Here is a 16716-nt window from a genome sequence, read left to right as displayed (position 1 = left end):
CAGCTTCTAATAATTCTCTACCATTTTTCTGTGTTTTATAATAAAAGAAGAACCCTATAATAAGCGTAGTAAGTCCAAGTCCTAATAATATGATAAACAAAAATTGCCTTTGAATTAACAGTCGGTTATTCGTGTTTTTTACCAGCTCATAATCATACTTTTTCTGTATATCCAGAATAGCTTGATTTTCATTGTTTTCATAAATATTATAAAGATTATTAATACAATCTTTATTATATTCTAATTCTTGTCTATAATTGTTTTTTTCTTCTTCTATCATAGATAAAGATTCATATATTCTAGATGTTAGAAATGGATCATTACTCTCTTTCAAAAATTTTAGAGATTTCTCAAAATAGAAAATAGCTGAATCACTTTTATTTTCACTATAAAGTACTTGCGCCAAAGACGAGTATATTTTAGCTCTGGTAATGCTGCTGTTAGCGAAAGGGATCGCTTTATTCAGATATTCTTTTGATTTAGCAAAATTCCCTTCTTTTTTAAATATGAGTCCTAGATTATGCCTTATGTTTGATTGACAAATCGAGTCTTTTGTAATATCGGCAATTTCAAGTCCTTTTTGATAATAATAGAACGCACTGTCATTTTCCTTTTTCAACAAAAAACTGTTTCCTATATCTCTCAGCGAAAAAGCTTCATTCTTATAGTTTCCTGCTTTTTCAAAATAATTGGCAGCTCTCTTAAAGCGGATAAGGGATTCGTCCTGCAATAGTTCATTATAATACAAATATCCGATATGTGATTGAATTAACCCTTTAATATTGAAATTGTTTATTGTTTGGTCTGCATAGGTTTCGGCTTCCATATAGGCACCCATAGCCTCCTTGTTCTTTTTTTGATCTTTCAAAACTCTTCCTGTGTAAAAGCAAGCGAGAGTTCCGTTAACCATATCATTATGTTTTATATAATAGTCTTTTACATTGAAGATTATAGTATCCTTCGAAATATCCTTGTTGCTTTTATCTCTAGCTTGAATTCTTAAGAGATTATATTTGTTGAACTTTTCTTTATTGAGATTCTCGGGATATAAAATAGAATCTAATAGAGCAAGAGCACTGTCGGGCTTGTTGTCTATAAGTGATTCTGCTTCAAAAATATACCTTTCAGCATTTTCTGATCCGGGGTTACATGCAAAACACGTAAAGGCTAAGATTAGAATAACAAATAATCTTATATATCTCATAATTCGTAAACTTCAATGTGAAAACTGTATACTTCTCTATATACAAAGTTACTTTTTATATTTTTTAATCTAACAAATGTTTGTTCTAAAATAGTTAAATTTTCGTTGTGTAGATTAATAATAATAGAATTAAATAGAGCAAACAAAAAAGGTTATTACCAATTAAGATAATAACCTTTTATATGAGTGCTAAATTTTTATTTTAGGTATGCGTCAAACCAACGGAAGAACTCTCTCTGGAACAGAACTCCGTTCTGAGGTTGAGATATCCAGTGATTCTCGTTTGGATAAATCAGCATTCGGGCCGGAATTCCTTTAAGTTTTGCAGCATTGAATGCCATCATACCTTGAGATGCAAGAATTCGATAGTCAAGTTCGCCATGAGTAATCATAATAGGGGTATCCCACTTGTCTACAAATTTATGAGGAGAGTTAGCATACGAGCGTTGAGCAATAGAATTACTTCTATCCCAGAAAGAACCGCCTAAGTCCCAATTTGCAAACCACATTTCTTCAGTTTCAAGATATTGGGCTTCCAAATTGAAGATTCCTGCATGCGCAAGGAATGCCTTAAACCGTTTGTTATGATTTCCGGCTAACCAATATACCGAGAACCCGCCATAACTAGCGCCTGTGCATCCTAATTTGTCTGCATTTACGTAAGGCTCTTTTGCTAAAGCATCAATTGCAGAAAGATAATCCTTCATATTCTGACCGCCATAATCTTTACTTATTTGCTCTAGCCATTCTTGACCAAAGCCAGGTAAACCTCTACGGTTAGGGGCTACAATGATATATCCGTTAGCTCCCATCATTTGTAAATTCCAACGATAAGACCAAAACTGGCTCACAGTACTTTGAGGTCCTCCCTGGCAGTATAATATTGCCGGGTATTTCTTATTCGGGTCAAAGTTTGGAGGATAAACAACCCATGTTAGCATTTTCTTCCCATCGGTAGTCGCTATCCAGCGTTCCTCTACTTTGCCCATCGTTAATTGGCTGAGTATATCTTTGTTTTCGAAACTTAGTTCAGTTGCTTCTCCTGTAGAAATATTTATAGAGTATATTTCATTCGGCTTAGATAATGAATGACGAAGTGCTATAAGTTTGTCTCCGGCTATCTCAAATGATTCATAATCATGATCGCCTTTGGTGATTTGTTTTATTTCTTTTGTGTGAATATAAGCCTGGAATAATTGAGTTTTAGCTTCAACACAAGAAACAAAATAAATGCTTTGATTGTCATCACTCCACAAAAGGAAATCGGTATTATAATCGAATGCTTCGGTCACGTATGTCTTTTCTTTTGTTGCTAAATTCATGACAAACATTCTGTTTTTGTCTGACTCGTAGCCTTCACGTTCCATACTTTGCCAAGCTATATATTTGCCATCGGGAGAGAATACAGGGTTTATATCATATCCCATCATCCCCTCTGTGAGGTTTTCGGTCTGCTTACTTTCTATATTGAATAGATAAATGTCTGAATTGGTAGACAAAGCGTATTCCAATCCTTTTTTCTTGCGACATGTGTATGCGATGGACTTACTATCAGGGCTCCAAGCCAACTGCTCGGTACCTCCAAATGGAAGCATTGGACATTCGTATGGTTCATCGCCAAGAATATCAATTCCGTCTGATACTTTTTCTCCATCGAAATCAGCAACAAAAGTATGAGGGATTTCTTCAACCCACTCAGACCAGTGTTTATACATCAGGTCATCAATAATTCGTCCTGACGCTTTAGGCAGATCTTTGTAACGGTCTGTTGTACGCTCTCCGAATTTTATGTTTTTGATGTACATAATTCTTTTCCCGTCAGGAGAATAAGAAAACCCATTAACATCACCTTCTATATTGCTTATTTGCTTACGACCGCTACCATCTGGATTCATTTCCCATATTTGAGAAGATCCACTTTCGCTACTCAAAAAGGCAATCTTATTTCCTCCTTTCACCCAAATAGCATTGTTTTCGCTTTTAGGAGTCTGTGTTATTTGTTTTTTGTCAGAACCATCTACATTCATCGTAAATAGCTCTTTATTTGTTTTATTCTGTTCAATGCTTACATAAGTCACACCATACAATATCTTCGATTTGTCCGGTGAGACCTGAACATCAGATACGCGTCCAAAACTATATAATACTTCGGGCGTCATTATTCCGTTTTCTACCTTTACGGAGGCTTTGCCTATGATGGGCTCATCTTTTTCTGAATTTGCCTTCTTGTCGGCAGAATTACATGCGGCCAAGACTGCACCTAAAACTAATGCCATAATGGATTTATATTTCATATACTTATTTATTTTATGGCTTCAAAGGTATTGGTTTTTTGTAATACATACAACTTTAATTAGTCTGTAGGAATCATATATTTATACTCAATCGCATAATATCTTAGGATTCTAAAATAAGCGTGGCGATTAAGATATAACCGCCACTCTATTAAGTCTATATAAATTACTATTTTATTACAGTGTTTTTAGCTTTAAATTACGCCATAGAACTTTTATGCCGCCACCATCATGTATTTGAAGTGCTATACGTCCTTGTCCTGCACCGATTTTCTTATCATCAAAGTTGACCATCTCTTGTCCATTAAGCCATGTCGTTACTTTGTTACCCTGAACAAGTATACGCATGGTATTCCAGTCGCCAACTTTAAGAAACTCTTCTTTCTCTTTTGGTATTTGTATCAACCATCCTCTACCGTACGATTCGTAGATGCCACCTGTTCCATGACCTTTAGGCGCTACTTCTACTTGCCAGCCATTCACTTTTACATCTTCTTCGATAAACGAACGGATAAATACTCCCGAATTACCATCTGCTTCTTGCTTAAATTCAACAGTCAGGTCAAAATTATCATAATATTCGCGCGTAGCGAGATATCCATATTGTTTGTCAGGGCCGCTTTCGCATACCAAAAGTCCATCTTGTACGTACCATTTTTCTGTTCCATAAACGTCCCAGCCTTTCAGGTCAGTCCCGTTGAACAGATTTACTTCTTTCGATTTCGTTGGTAGTTCTTTAATCTTTATATTGCGGAACGATGCCGGATATCCATGATCCTGAAGACATAATACACCTTTTTTCGCCAGTCCGTATTCTGGAGCATCTTTCCATTTTCCACTATTCTTTCGTTCGAACCAATCATCAGTCCATGCTTCGAATTCTAATATCTTTACACCGTTCAACCAGTGTTCTACATGACCATTGTCAAATACTATTTTCGAATTGTTCCATTCTCCATGAGGATTGACTTTCATTTTTGTCGTATCGGGGATATACATAGCATAATCTGCACCCAAATCTTGCCAGGCTTCTAGTTTTTCTGCGAAATTAGGAGTATCTATCAGTTGGTATTCAGGGCCGGTAACATACGGTACTTTATATTGCGGTCTTTCCACTACATGATATAGCATGCCGCTATTTCCACCTTTCGATAATTTCCAATCCCAAGATAGCTCGAAATTTTCATACTGTTTCTCTGTAACAATGTATCCACTGGCATCGCTACCATCACCTTTTGCCTGAATGCAGCCATCTACAACATGCCAAGGCTCAGTGAGTGATGTGCCATTGTAGTCGCGCCATCCATTAAGTGTTTCTCCATCAAATAAAAGTTGCCAACCTTCTTGCTTCTCTTTTTCGGTCAGAGTGTTAGGCTTTTCTCCACCGATGCAGGCTGTAAAAGATACTGCCACAATGGAGCATAGTGTCAGTAGGATTTTAGGAGTCTGTTTTTTAATTGTAAACATCATATTTGATTTTGGTTTATAAATAGGTTAAACTTATCGGTAAAGATAATGAATTATGAATAAAACACTTACTGATCAGTGGCAACACTTCGTATAAATCTGTCTTTTTTGACAAATGAGTAAATGATGCTATGTTATGAAATGAATCTATAAACTTCTGAATAATAGATGTCTATATATACATTATTTAGAGCGATTATTTTTATCTGCTCTGTATGCATCCACAGCTTTTTTAACCGAACCATGTAGTAACAGTAGATGCTTTGCTTGTTCATAATCCAACCCTAACTCTTCGGATACCATGCGTGTTCCCCTGTCTACAAGTTTTGCATTCGATAATTGCATGTTGACCATTCGGTTACCTTTCACCCGTCCTAACTTTATCATAGTAGCCGTAGTGATCATATTCAATATCATTTTTTGACCTGTGCCAGATTTCATGCGCGAACTACCTGTAACATATTCAGGCCCAACTATCATTTCTATTGCTATTTCTGCTTCCTGAGCAATAGGCGAATCGGGATTGCTAGAGATGGATGCTGTAAGGATTCCATGTTTGCGAGCTTCACGTAAAGCTCCTACAACGTATGGCGTTGTACCTGATGCTGCAATCCCAATTACTGTATCTTTATCATTTATGTTGTGAGCTTGTAACTCAGTCCACCCAGATTCCATATTGTCTTCGGCTTTTTCTACAGGATTGCGCAATGCTGTATCACCTCCTGCAATGAGCCCGATAACCAATGTTTTTGGCATACCAAATGTTGGTGGAATTTCGGAAGCGTCCAATACACCAAGACGTCCGCTAGTTCCTGCTCCCATATAGAAAATACGCCCTCCTTGTTGCATCCGGGGTACTATTTGCGAAACAAGTTTTTCTATTTGTGGTATCGCCTTTTCTACAGCTAAAGCTACTTTTTTATCTTCATTGTTTATGTCTGTCAAGAGTTCAAGTACAGACTTGTTCTCTAGATTGTCATATAGCGACGGTTGCTCTGTTATCTTTACAAAAGCCATGTTGAATTAATTATGTATTGTTTGACATTCGCCTGCATAGTATTTTATGAGGCCCTCCATCGGAGACTGAGAGATGATACCTACCTTAATATTTAAGTCAGCACCAACTTTGCGCACCAAATGTTTATAATAGTATGCTACCGACCCGGTGAAATGCACATCATTATTTTTGTAGTCATATTGCATCACATTTTTTACAAAAAAGTCTTTGAAAGCATTGTATACTAGATCATACACCGTTTTATCGTGTATATTCTCTACCAAAAACGGAGATAAACTTGCCAAAAAACGATTAGCAAGGGGTTGTCTATATACCATATCCAGAATAGTTGCAGGAGTGAGATCAAACTCTTTCAGGAATTTTTCTTTCAACCCTTTTGTTAGCTGGTTTTTCAGGCATGCCCCTAAGAATAAGCGTCCAAGTACGGCGCCACTTCCTTCGTCACCTAAGACATAGCCCAGCGGAGAAACATTCTCAACAATCTCTTCTCCGTCGTAAAAACAAGAGTTTGATCCTGTGCCCAAGATACAAGCGATGCCTTTTTTTGTCCCACATAGTCCTTTTGCTGCCGCAACTAAATCACTATTTACTTCAATGTGAGATGTCTTTATGTTATCGGCTATCGCATCTCTTACAATTTTATTCTTTTCGGGAGATGCACAGCCTGCACCAAAAAAATGTACAGAATCTATTGTGTGTCCATTGAGGACGGGGTTAATAACTTTCTTTATTTCTTCACTAATATCTTCTCGAGACCGAAAAAACGGATTTGCTCCTTTGGTAGAAATCTGTTTGATCTCTTTAGTACCCTCTACTAAACGCCAATCGACCTTTGTAGAGCCGCCATCTGCTAATAATATCATATTTTAATATAGATTTTCTTTTTATACAATATGTTTCCTATTATCCAATTAAATCCTACAAACAAGAGGGCATATACAAGCGAACCGAGGTAATTACCCAGATAAGGTTGTAGGCAGATTTGGTATATGAAATTTTTTAAATTAATTATATTTCCGTAATACGTAAAAATTATGTTTCCGAGCAAAATAGAGAAAATGCCTGCTGCAACATATATAAATAAAGGATTTACACCGAATGATTCAAAAAATACACTCCATTTTTTATGTCCTTTTATATCAATGATCCATATCAGAAGAGCAAGTAACGTTGATGCTAACCCACATGTTGCCAAAACAAATGTAGGAGACCATATTTTTTTGTTAATCGGACAACCGTAACTAAGTAAAAAGCCCAAGAATGTCATTACCGCTCCAATTATAAATAAACGTTGTATTCGCTCGTTATTGTCTTTGGTTGTTAGGAGAATTTCTCCACAACAGAATCCTATTAATACATGGCAGATTGCCGGTATGGTACTTAATAGTCCTTCGGGATCAATTGCCAAACCGCTATCTTTATACATGTGATCTATACCCAAAATAGCTCTGTCGAGCACTGAAATGATATTGTCTTCACTAAAGTCGAACCCGTTGCCAAATAAGAGCAGTAAAAAATATCCAATGAGTGTAACGACTATGATATAAGGTATATACTTATGTTTTACAAATATAGCTATCAGAGCTGTAGCACCGTATGTAAGTGCCAGTCGTTGCATAACGCCGAGTATTCGGATATGCTCGAAGTTTGTAATGGCTGTTATAAATCTTTCAAAAAAGCCGATATCTTCACTCGATAGACTATTAAATGTTCTGAATGACAATGAAAGCCAGCCCAATCCAAGCCCGATGAGAAATATAACTACCGTTCTTTTTAGAATTTTGAAGAGTGTAGGCTTGCTGAACTCAAAATTGAATTTTCTTAACGAGATGTAAGTTGATATTCCCATAATAAACATGAAAAATGGGAAAACCAAGTCGGTAGGAGTTAGTCCATGCCACGCTGCATGTCCCAGAGGCGCATATACATAGCTCCACGAACCCGGATTATTTACCATTATCATTCCGGCAATGGTTATTCCCCGCAGTATGTCGAGAGATAGGAGTCTGCTGCTTGGTTTTTGAGTCATTTGTTACTTTTTTTATATTGCTTATAATCAGGTGTTATGGTGCTAAAAGGTGACAAAAGTGACACTTTCTCGGTACGTTTATATTGTAACCTTTTACTTTGTAATTTTCAAATTGGTATCTCAAATAACTATTTATATAGATAATATTTTTTTGATGTCTTTTTAAAAGGTTCTGTTTCTTTATACCAAAAATCTTTTATATCATCGAATCTATTATTCTTAGCAAATGTAAGTCTTACATAGTCACTTCCCGAAACCTGGTCAAACATTCTATAGCGTTTATCATTCGCATTGTCAAAAATAGCTTTGTCAGGATACAATCTAGCTATTTCCTGCATCACATAAAACTGTATTTCGGATAAACGAGCTTTTTCATAATTCATTATATGTACTTGTACACCTTCCAGTTGCTCTCCTTGTCCTACAGAATAGAACGGTTTCAGATATATTGGTCTGAAATGTATCCCCGGCAAGTTTAATTTGTTAAGATTATCTGCCAGATCGCTGGCTTTGATCCATTGGCTAGCAAACATCTGGAACGGAATTGTATAACCTACACCGATAGACATATAGCCTAATTCTCCTAAGATTCCGGATACGGGATACATAACTGCTGAAATTGGTTGTGGAATATGAGGTGAAGATGGAATCCATTGCAATCCTGTTTGCTCGTACGTCATTTTACGCTTCCAGCTTTTCATTTTTACTATTTGCAGTTTACACTGTTTGCTTAGCATATTCTCTCCGTTTAGCAACAATGCTAACTCGCCGCAAGTCAACCCATATACATAAGGTATTTTAAATTGGCTTACAAAGGAAATAAATTTGTCGTCAACCAATCCGCCTTCAACTTTTAAACCACCCAGAGGATTTGGTCTGTCGAGAACTACGAACTCGACATTGTTTTCCGCAGCAGCCTGCATTGCTAGTCCCATTGTACTAATGTAAGTGAATGACCGGCAACCTATGTCTTGTATATCATATACCAGCACATCAATGTTTTTAAGCATCTCGGCAGAAGGAAAACGTGTTTTTCCATGTAATGAATATACAGGTAATCCTGTTTTCGGATCTGTTACATTATCTACATGATCTCCTGCGTGCGCATCACCTCTGACTCCATGTTCGGGAGCAAAAAGTGCAACTAACTGTACATTCTTTGCTTCATGAAGAATGTCTATAGTCGATATCATATTATTGTCTACCCCTGTAGGATTTGTTATAAGTCCCACACGCTTTCCTTCCAATATTTTAAAGTTTTGTTCTTTTAAAACTTCAATTCCTGTCTTAATCTTTATCTTCTGGGCGAAGGTTGTAAAAGAGAAGAATAATAATAGTGATAATATTATAGATACTTTTTTCATTGTTGATTGCTTTTTATTGTTTTTAAGATTCTTTATCCGTTGCTTTACCATAGCTTGGATTTATCTTCAGTAAAGAAACTGCAATGATCGGAATAATGCTACAGATCATTACCCAAATGAAGAAGTGATTGTATCCTAATTGTTCTTGCAGCCATCCTGCAAACATACCCGGAATCATCATACCCAATGCCATAAAGCCTGTACAGAAAGCGTAATGGGCAGTCTTATGTGTTCCTTCTGAAAAATAAATGAGATATAACATATAAGCTGTAAATCCGAATCCGTAACCAAATTGCTCAATAAAAATGCAGATATTTATTATTATAAGGCTATCAGTTTGTGTAAAGCTTAGATATAGGAATGTAGCAATAGTAAGCAGCATGCTTAGTGTCATTGGCCACAACCATTTCCTTAATCCGCCCTTTGCCGCCACAAATCCGCCTATAATACCACCTAGTGTAAGCCCGATAATACCGATCGTACCGTATACCAATCCTACTTCACCTGTAGTTAATCCCAATCCTCCGATATCTTTCGAATCTAATAAAAATGGATTGATCAGTTTTAGTAATTGGGCTTCGGAGAAACGATATGTCAACATAAAAAATATTGCTGCTGCTGCTTGAGGTTTCTTGAAAAACGAACAGAATGTAACTTCAAACTCTTTGAATATAGATTTGGCTGTAATATGTTGGTGAGGTTTATCTGAATCAGGCTTAGGTAACACAACCCGATGATAAAAGCTGAAGAATATAAATAATCCTGCTAATACGAAGAAGGTAATAGACCATGCAAAAGGAATATTTCCCGATAGTCCTTTATATTCGGCTGAACTAGCAGTAGTTAATGTGGGATCTACCTGGAAAATAAGGTATGCGGGTTTATTCCAGTTACTTTCGGTAAAGGCGAGCCTTTCTCCATGTATCAGCGAAATGCTATTGTCGCCTCTATTTATCGACGTGTTTAAAATCATCTCTTTCCCATCTTCGGGACGTTTAGATAACCATACAGCAACTAATGCTATGTTGCCGGTATGCTCAGACTTGGCTACAAATCGTTTTTCGCCGAAATTTGTTTTTATCCAGTTTCCCAAAGGTTTGGATACATTCTTAGTCCATAAGCTTTCTTCCTTTTCTATAATTAGTGTATTTGAAGTATGCTCTTTTGCTGTAAATCCATTGTTCTGATTTAATTTTGCAACACTATCCATAAAGACCTTGAGACTATCTTTATTTACTCCATGCGTACCGATTTTTACTACAGCTTCATTTACGATGAAGTGTATATCCCCATCTTTTTCAGTAATATTTTGTACTTCCGGTACAAATAGAGTAGATTGGGTATATTGTGGGGATACATCGATATTCACTTTCAGAGGCTCACATCCGGATGTACTTTCCAGAAAGCCTGCAAGAATAATAAGTATACCTTGCCCCATAATGGTAGCAATACGATAAAAGGTACTTCTGATTCCCACATATTTTGCTTGGTCGTTAGTGTTCAATCCTAGCATATAAAATCCATCGGCCGCAATATCATGAGTGGCAGAGCTAAATGCTAATAGCCAGAAGAATGCCAGTGTTGCTTGGAAAAAGACGGGTAGGGGAATAGTAAAAGCAATTCCTGCAAATCCTGCACCGATAAGTATTTGCATAGTTACTATCCACCAACGTTTTGTTTTTAATAAATCTACGAATGGACTCCAGAAGGGCTTGATCACCCACGGTAAATATAGCCAGCTGGTATACAGGGCTATATCTGTGTTTGATATACCCATTCGTTTATACATGATCACCGAAATGGTCATTACCGCAACATAAGGCAGTCCTTCAGCCAGATAAAGAGATGGAATCCATGCCCACGGTGATTTTTTATTTTCTTTCATGGTTTTATCCTTCGTGTAAATTTATTTAATATAACTTTTCAATAGTTGCATCGATATAATAATGCAACAATATTTGATTGTATTGATAGCCTTTTTCACCCATAACTGCAGCACCTATCTGGCAAAGGCCAACACCATGTCCCCAGCCGGCTCCTGTTAAGATGAATTGATCATCTTTTTTGTCGACAGTAAAAGCGGAACTGTACAAGTGAGATTCGGACAAAGTACGCCTGATTTCCAATTCTTTGCCGATGGTCATGGTTTTCTTAGATCCTACTATTTTCAGCTTGATTAATCGTCCTGATGTTCCTCTTTCTATAGGGATTAGTTCTTGAATTCTTCCGAAATCTATCCCCGAACGTCTGTATGCCAATTCGGATAATTCTGTTTGAGTATATACTACTTGCCAACGATAAAAGTCGGTTGTTTCCTGATCATAATTATTCAGAACCTGACTCAATATCTTTTTATCTTGCGTATTGCAAAATGCAGAAGGACGAGTATGTATCCATCTTATCGATTCCTGTTCTTGTGTCAGATCAGGTATATCCTTTGTACTGTCATCATCTCTTAGTTTTACTAGGTAGGGGAATTTTGTATCTTCCCAGCAGTTTTGAAACTCCTCGACAATTCCTCCGCAACATTTAGAGAAGCGAGCATCACATATTTTGTTTTCAGACTTTAGTACTTGTCCTCTGGTCTCTTCTATTGCCTGCTTAACGATGTTAATATTTGAGTTGGCTCTTGTTATGCCCTGATAACGTTGACAATGGTCGTCTGCGCAAACATCAAAATTAACGTGGTCTTCTCTGTCGTACCAGCGAATTCTTTCATCTTCGGTTTCGATAAAAGTGGTATATTTTTCTTCTTGTGCAATAATTTCACGATTCTTTTCTATTTGGGCTAAGAGCCAACTGCGAGATATCACTGCATGAGCTTTTAGTAATTCGAGGGAAGCAGTGGCACTCATCTCGGAGGAGATAACACTTGTCAGATAATCTTCTACACCAATGATGTTGATTGCGGTGATAGTATCATTCTCTACTATTAGTTTCAATGCTCCTTGAAACTCTTGATCCTCCTTGCGTTCCCAGTGGAAGTTGATACCGATTACTACATCTTTAATAGTGAATGATGCATTTTTATGTTTTGGTTCGAAATATAATTCACTATAGGCGTTTCCATTCCATACGATTTTTCCATCGATGAAAGAAACGGTGTTTTCTCCAGAGGCTTCTTGTCCTTGGTATAAATAGGCATCATTGAGAATAAAAGTTATTTTTTTATTCCATAAAATGCCGACACTTACTTTTGGTTCCATACGCTTTGTTTTATCTTATCGGTAATAGACTGCATTTGTTGGCTGTCGATACATATCTCTTTTAATATGAGAGAGATGTCATCTTTCGTAATCTTCTCAAAATCTTTTTCAAGAGGGGTAATAAATACACCTCCCAAATCTACAGAGGCAGGGCTGATTAGCAAGTTTTCTTCACCTTCGGCAAAAAAACAAGCCGGACGGTGCTTTTCTCGAGGAAAGACGCAACTGTACCATATGTCATTGTCGTACCAAGTGATAATATTCATCATTGGTTCTGTGTCCTCTTCTTTTATCTCAAGGAGATTATATAACAGCTTAAAAAAACGGATGGCTTCTTCTCTATCTTTTGTCTCAATCAAAAAACAATTTCTTTGATAGTTTTTTAATACAGAAGCCGCTGTTGATTCGCTTGTATATATCGTTTCTTTTGGTAGGGACTCTATGTCATTTTCTATTGGCAAGAATCCTTTTATCCCCGCCTGAAAGTGCGCGTGGTCGGGTGCTGAAGCCCCACATTTAGGTCCATTGTAAAATATAGTATATTCACACAGGCTTTTTGCCAAGTCGAACATATCACCATATCTGTTGAAGATAAGTTGATCGGTATGCTCGTATGTTGGTATTGTGAAGTGTTCAGGAAAAATAGGAAATGGATTTACAAGTATCTGATAGTTTTTGGCAAAGTCAATTCCTCTTTGTTCTTTTGGTAAGTTATTAGGACAAAGAAAGCATTTTCTTTCCTGTATGGATTTCGCATCTACTTTTGCAGCAGACGATTGAATGCGTGCAGGATTGAATTGAACTCTTATTTTAAATCCATCAAATAGAACCTCTTTTGTTTTTACGCAATTGAGAGCTTCAAAATTTATTCTTGCCAAATCCCATTCTTTCAACTGGGATTGTAATAGTTCTTTTGCTTCTTTAGATGTACGATCCATATCTTTTTATTTGGTATCAAAAAATGAGGGCTTTTTCATGAGTAGTAAATCCAACCCTCATTTTTTCAAACTTTTTTAATTACAATTACCTATTGCTTTTGTTAAGAGCAATACGAGCTTCAACTTCCCATGTACGAATTCTATCCTTATATGTATTGTGTGCATTCATCTTCACTATGTCTAATGATGCATCAGAGTTGTCATCCCAACGGCGGCAGAGATATAAGACATCATATATACGTCCTATTTGGTAGTTGCGCGAAAAATGTAGGCCTAACGCATAATCTTCTCCGTAACTGGTATTCGGTACTTTGATTTCTCTCAGAACCGGCGTATAAAATGCACGTGGAGCACCCAATCCGTTTATACGCAATGCATTGTTTCGCCCATTGTCTGGTGTCCATTCTTTATGATCAATAATACCCGGAGGTATCATCTTCATATCGAAGTCAGTAAGCATATATGTTCCTACTACCATGGCGCAGTTTTGTTCGTAGAATGCATCTACTATTTTTTGCAAGGTATTTTCATCAGAATATACATCATCACTATCCAATTGGACTGCAAATTTTCCACACTTCGGGTGGTGTACACCGGCATTCCAACAGCCTCCTATTCCCAGTTCTTTATTTTCGGGAATAACGTGGATAAGGCGTTCGTCTGTAAATTTTTCAATAGCTTCGGTAGTGCCATCGGTAGAATAGTTATCTACAATAATAAGATTGAACTTAAAGTTTGTTTTCTGGCTTAGTACAGATTTTATCGCATCAGAAATCGTTTTGATACGGTTTCTGACAGGAATTACTACCGAAGCCTCGTACTCAAAGTTTACCTGATCAAATTCTACTTTTCGGAAGTTAGGAGCTAAGTATGCACCAATTTTCTTCAGGTGTTCTGTACATGCTTTTTCCATCTCAATTTGTACTTCCCGATTCTTGGGGTCTACGTAGTCAAAAACTTTTTCGCCGCTTTTACGGGTATCGTTTTCTATTTCTGTATATAAATATTCATTTATATGTACAATCTCGGCTTGTTGAGATACTTTTAATCGAAGATCATATATTCCTGCAAACTTATATTCTGTCTCCATATCGGCTACAGCTTTTTTCAATCTATCAGACTTGTATATTAATACTGATCCGAAATTGAAATCGTCGCGCAAACTCCCTTTCTGGTATGTGATTACAGGGCTGTTTTTCTTTTCGTTATTTGCTATTTGATAATGATCGGCATACACCATTCCTGCTCCTGAGTCAGCTGCGATTTGCAACATACGGTCTAAGGCGAACATGCCAAGGCGTAGACTTGCAGACTTCGTGTAGATCAGGGTATATTCAGCGTCGGCTTTAGATGCTATTTTCTTTATTGTCGCTGTTGAGCGTAGCGTATCTATATCTAATATGTCGCAACCTTCAATGGTTTCTTGATTATCGTTTTCTTTTAGCAGATATATTTTATTTACTAACTCAGATTCCTTAAGAGATAATACAGTCTCTTTTGCTTGACTTACGCTTTGAAAAGGTATAAAACAATTTATCTTCATCGTTTTCAGTTTATTTCGTTTGATAATATTCTACTGTTGATTTATTTTTAGTTGTAAGGATAAGTAATCCTATGAATGTTAATATAGCATTTATAATTAATATTTCGTAGCTAAACCTATATCCGTTGAACCATATTTCGGAGTTTTTATCCAGAATAAAACAGATTACAGGTGCTATAATTGTAACTAATGGTATATATCTGTCTTTAACTGCCTTTTTCGTAAAAATACCAAAGGCAAATAAGCCTAATATCGGACCGTACGTATAGCTAGCCAGAATATATACGGCATCAATAACGGAGGTATTGTTAAGTAGGTCTATTATGATGATTGTCAGTCCCATCGTTATAGCCATGCCTATGTGAACTTTTTTCCGTATCTGTGCTACCCCTTTCTCTGATTTTTTCTTTGTACTTTCCAGTATATCTACTGTAAAAGATGTGGTTAGAGCGGTCAGGGCCGATCCCGCAGCAGCATAGGCCGCAGATATCAGACCGATAATAAACAATATGCCTACTATAGAGGGAAAATATCCGCCGGTGGCTAGTAGAGGAAATACTTCATCGCTTTTTCCGGGAATAGATATATTATTCTGAGATACATAGGTATATAATAAAACTCCAAGCATTAAGAACAATAGATTAATTATTAATTGCATAGAACCACTGATAATAATGTTTTTTTGAGAATCGCTGGAATTCCTACAGCTCATATTTTTCTGCATCATATCTTGATCTAGTCCCGTTGTGGCTATTACAGTAAATATGCCGGCAAGAAACTGTTTGAAAAAGAAGCGTCTATCATTTATATCATCAAAGAAAAAAGTTTTAGAGAAATCATGTTCGTTAATGCTTGATAACATACTCGAAAAATTAAGACCTAAGTCTGAGGCAATATAATAGATACATAATCCTACGGAAACAATTAAACAGAATGTTTTTAAAGAATCCGTCCATATTAATGATTTTACTCCACCCTTGTATGTATAAAGCCATACCAGTCCCACAGTGAACACCACATTCAGAATAAAAGGTAGCTTAAGTGGTGCAAAAACTAATAGTTGTAATACGATGCATACTAGAAATAATCGAACAGCAGCTCCCAGCATCTTAGATATGAAAAAGAGCCAAGCACCTGTTTTATATGATGCAATACCAAAGCGGTTTTCTAAATATTCATATATGGATGTCAGGTTCATCTTGTAAAATAAAGGAACCAGAACAAATGCAATAATAAATTGTCCAACAACAAACCCCATCACCATTTGCATATACGAAAATCCACTGGAGGCAACCATACCCGGCACAGATACAAAAGTTACTCCAGATATAGCAGATCCAATCATAGCAAAGGCAACGACATACCATGGCGATTTACGGTTTCCGGTAAAGAATCCCTGATTGTCTGCTTTGTGCCCTGTTATATATGATATGGCAAAGAGTATGCTAAAATAAAATGCTATAGTTAATAGTACTAATATAGGACTCATTCAACTGTTTTTTTATTCTTCGTATAATAAATAAGGCTTCCGCTGATTCTTGAAGTTTTCAACGTCATCTTTCCACATTTCTTTAATCTCTGAGGCAGATTTTCCTTGTTTGATCATATCTCGTACATAACTTACCCCAATGAGTTTTTCAAAAAAAGGAGTAA

12 protein-coding genes and 1 pseudogene are annotated in these 16716 nt (G+C 36.6%); all 13 read right to left on the bottom strand.

The features are described from left to right. The coding region (locus LDB17_RS14825) for a hypothetical protein (protein WP_393925122.1) at positions 1–1204 on the bottom strand (1204 nt) is incomplete at its 3' end. Between the two features lie 197 nt (positions 1205–1401). Then, positions 1402–3498 carry a prolyl oligopeptidase family serine peptidase gene (locus LDB17_RS14820; RefSeq protein WP_393925121.1) on the bottom strand — a complete coding sequence of 699 codons (2097 nt, stop codon included), beginning with the start codon at positions 3496–3498 and terminating at the stop codon, positions 1402–1404. A 177-nt stretch (positions 3499–3675) separates the two neighbouring features. Further along, a complete protein-coding gene (locus LDB17_RS14815; RefSeq protein ID WP_252636456.1) occupies positions 3676–4968 on the bottom strand; it encodes a DUF1080 domain-containing protein in 1293 nt (430 codons plus the stop codon). 180 nt (positions 4969–5148) lie between these two features. Beyond that, positions 5149–5982 (bottom strand): N-acetylmuramic acid 6-phosphate etherase, encoded by an 834-nt coding sequence (gene murQ / locus LDB17_RS14810; RefSeq protein ID WP_252636455.1) that lies wholly within the window; start codon positions 5980–5982, stop codon positions 5149–5151. A 6-nt stretch (positions 5983–5988) separates the two neighbouring features. Then, the gene (locus LDB17_RS14805) at positions 5989–6846 is read right to left on the bottom strand and encodes a BadF/BadG/BcrA/BcrD ATPase family protein (RefSeq protein WP_252636454.1); all 858 of its coding nucleotides are present in this window, start codon (positions 6844–6846) and stop codon (positions 5989–5991) included. Next, entirely contained in the window at positions 6843–8012 is a 1170-nt protein-coding gene (locus LDB17_RS14800) for an acyltransferase family protein (RefSeq protein WP_252636453.1), read from the bottom strand. The genes LDB17_RS14805 and LDB17_RS14800 overlap by 4 nt, the downstream gene beginning before the upstream one ends. A gap of 128 nt (positions 8013–8140) precedes the next feature. After that, entirely contained in the window at positions 8141–9376 is a 1236-nt protein-coding gene (locus tag LDB17_RS14795; RefSeq protein ID WP_252636452.1) for an exo-beta-N-acetylmuramidase NamZ domain-containing protein, read from the bottom strand. Between the two features lie 22 nt (positions 9377–9398). Next, entirely contained in the window at positions 9399–11261 is a 1863-nt protein-coding gene (locus LDB17_RS14790) for an MFS transporter (RefSeq protein WP_252636451.1), read from the bottom strand. A 25-nt stretch (positions 11262–11286) separates the two neighbouring features. Further along, entirely contained in the window at positions 11287–12582 is a 1296-nt protein-coding gene (locus LDB17_RS14785; RefSeq protein ID WP_252636450.1) for a SpoIID/LytB domain-containing protein, read from the bottom strand. Then, complete coding sequence (locus tag LDB17_RS14780) at positions 12567–13520, bottom strand: DUF4922 domain-containing protein (protein ID WP_252636449.1); 954 nt, start codon at positions 13518–13520, stop codon at positions 12567–12569. Before LDB17_RS14780 ends, LDB17_RS14785 begins: the two co-directional genes overlap by 16 nt. Before the next feature lie 85 nt (positions 13521–13605). Next, positions 13606–15063 carry a glycosyltransferase family 2 protein gene (locus LDB17_RS14775; RefSeq protein WP_252636448.1) on the bottom strand — a complete coding sequence of 486 codons (1458 nt, stop codon included), beginning with the start codon at positions 15061–15063 and terminating at the stop codon, positions 13606–13608. Between the two features lie 10 nt (positions 15064–15073). Beyond that, positions 15074–16552: a sodium:solute symporter gene (locus LDB17_RS14770; protein WP_252636447.1), complete on the bottom strand. Its 1479-nt coding sequence runs from the start codon at positions 16550–16552 to the stop codon at positions 15074–15076. Positions 16553–16564: 12 nt separating this feature from the next. Beyond that, positions 16565–16716: pseudogene (locus LDB17_RS14765) on the bottom strand (DUF1343 domain-containing protein); the annotation flags it as partial.

The sequence above is a fragment of the Dysgonomonas sp. Shenzhen-Wh21 genome, from assembly GCF_043392705.1.
GTDB lineage: Bacteria > Bacteroidota > Bacteroidia > Bacteroidales > Dysgonomonadaceae > Dysgonomonas.
The sequence above is the reverse complement of the archived record's forward strand: the minus strand, read 5'-3'. Positions and strand labels throughout refer to the sequence as shown.

Coding starts and splice junctions, on each gene's coding strand:
- LDB17_RS14815 (WP_252636456.1), bottom strand. CDS start 4,968: ATGATGTTTACAATTAAAAAACAGACTCCTAAAATCCTACTGACACTA.
- LDB17_RS14780 (WP_252636449.1), bottom strand. CDS start 13,520: ATGGATCGTACATCTAAAGAAGCAAAAGAACTATTACAATCCCAGTTG.
- LDB17_RS14820 (WP_393925121.1), bottom strand. CDS start 3,498: ATGAAATATAAATCCATTATGGCATTAGTTTTAGGTGCAGTCTTGGCC.
- LDB17_RS14785 (WP_252636450.1), bottom strand. CDS start 12,582: ATGGAACCAAAAGTAAGTGTCGGCATTTTATGGAATAAAAAAATAACT.
- LDB17_RS14795 (WP_252636452.1), bottom strand. CDS start 9,376: ATGAAAAAAGTATCTATAATATTATCACTATTATTATTCTTCTCTTTT.
- LDB17_RS14790 (WP_252636451.1), bottom strand. CDS start 11,261: ATGAAAGAAAATAAAAAATCACCGTGGGCATGGATTCCATCTCTTTAT.
- LDB17_RS14770 (WP_252636447.1), bottom strand. CDS start 16,552: ATGAGTCCTATATTAGTACTATTAACTATAGCATTTTATTTTAGCATA.
- LDB17_RS14800 (WP_252636453.1), bottom strand. CDS start 8,012: ATGACTCAAAAACCAAGCAGCAGACTCCTATCTCTCGACATACTGCGG.
- LDB17_RS14775 (WP_252636448.1), bottom strand. CDS start 15,063: ATGAAGATAAATTGTTTTATACCTTTTCAAAGCGTAAGTCAAGCAAAA.
- LDB17_RS14805 (WP_252636454.1), bottom strand. CDS start 6,846: ATGATATTATTAGCAGATGGCGGCTCTACAAAGGTCGATTGGCGTTTA.
- murQ (WP_252636455.1), bottom strand. CDS start 5,982: ATGGCTTTTGTAAAGATAACAGAGCAACCGTCGCTATATGACAATCTA.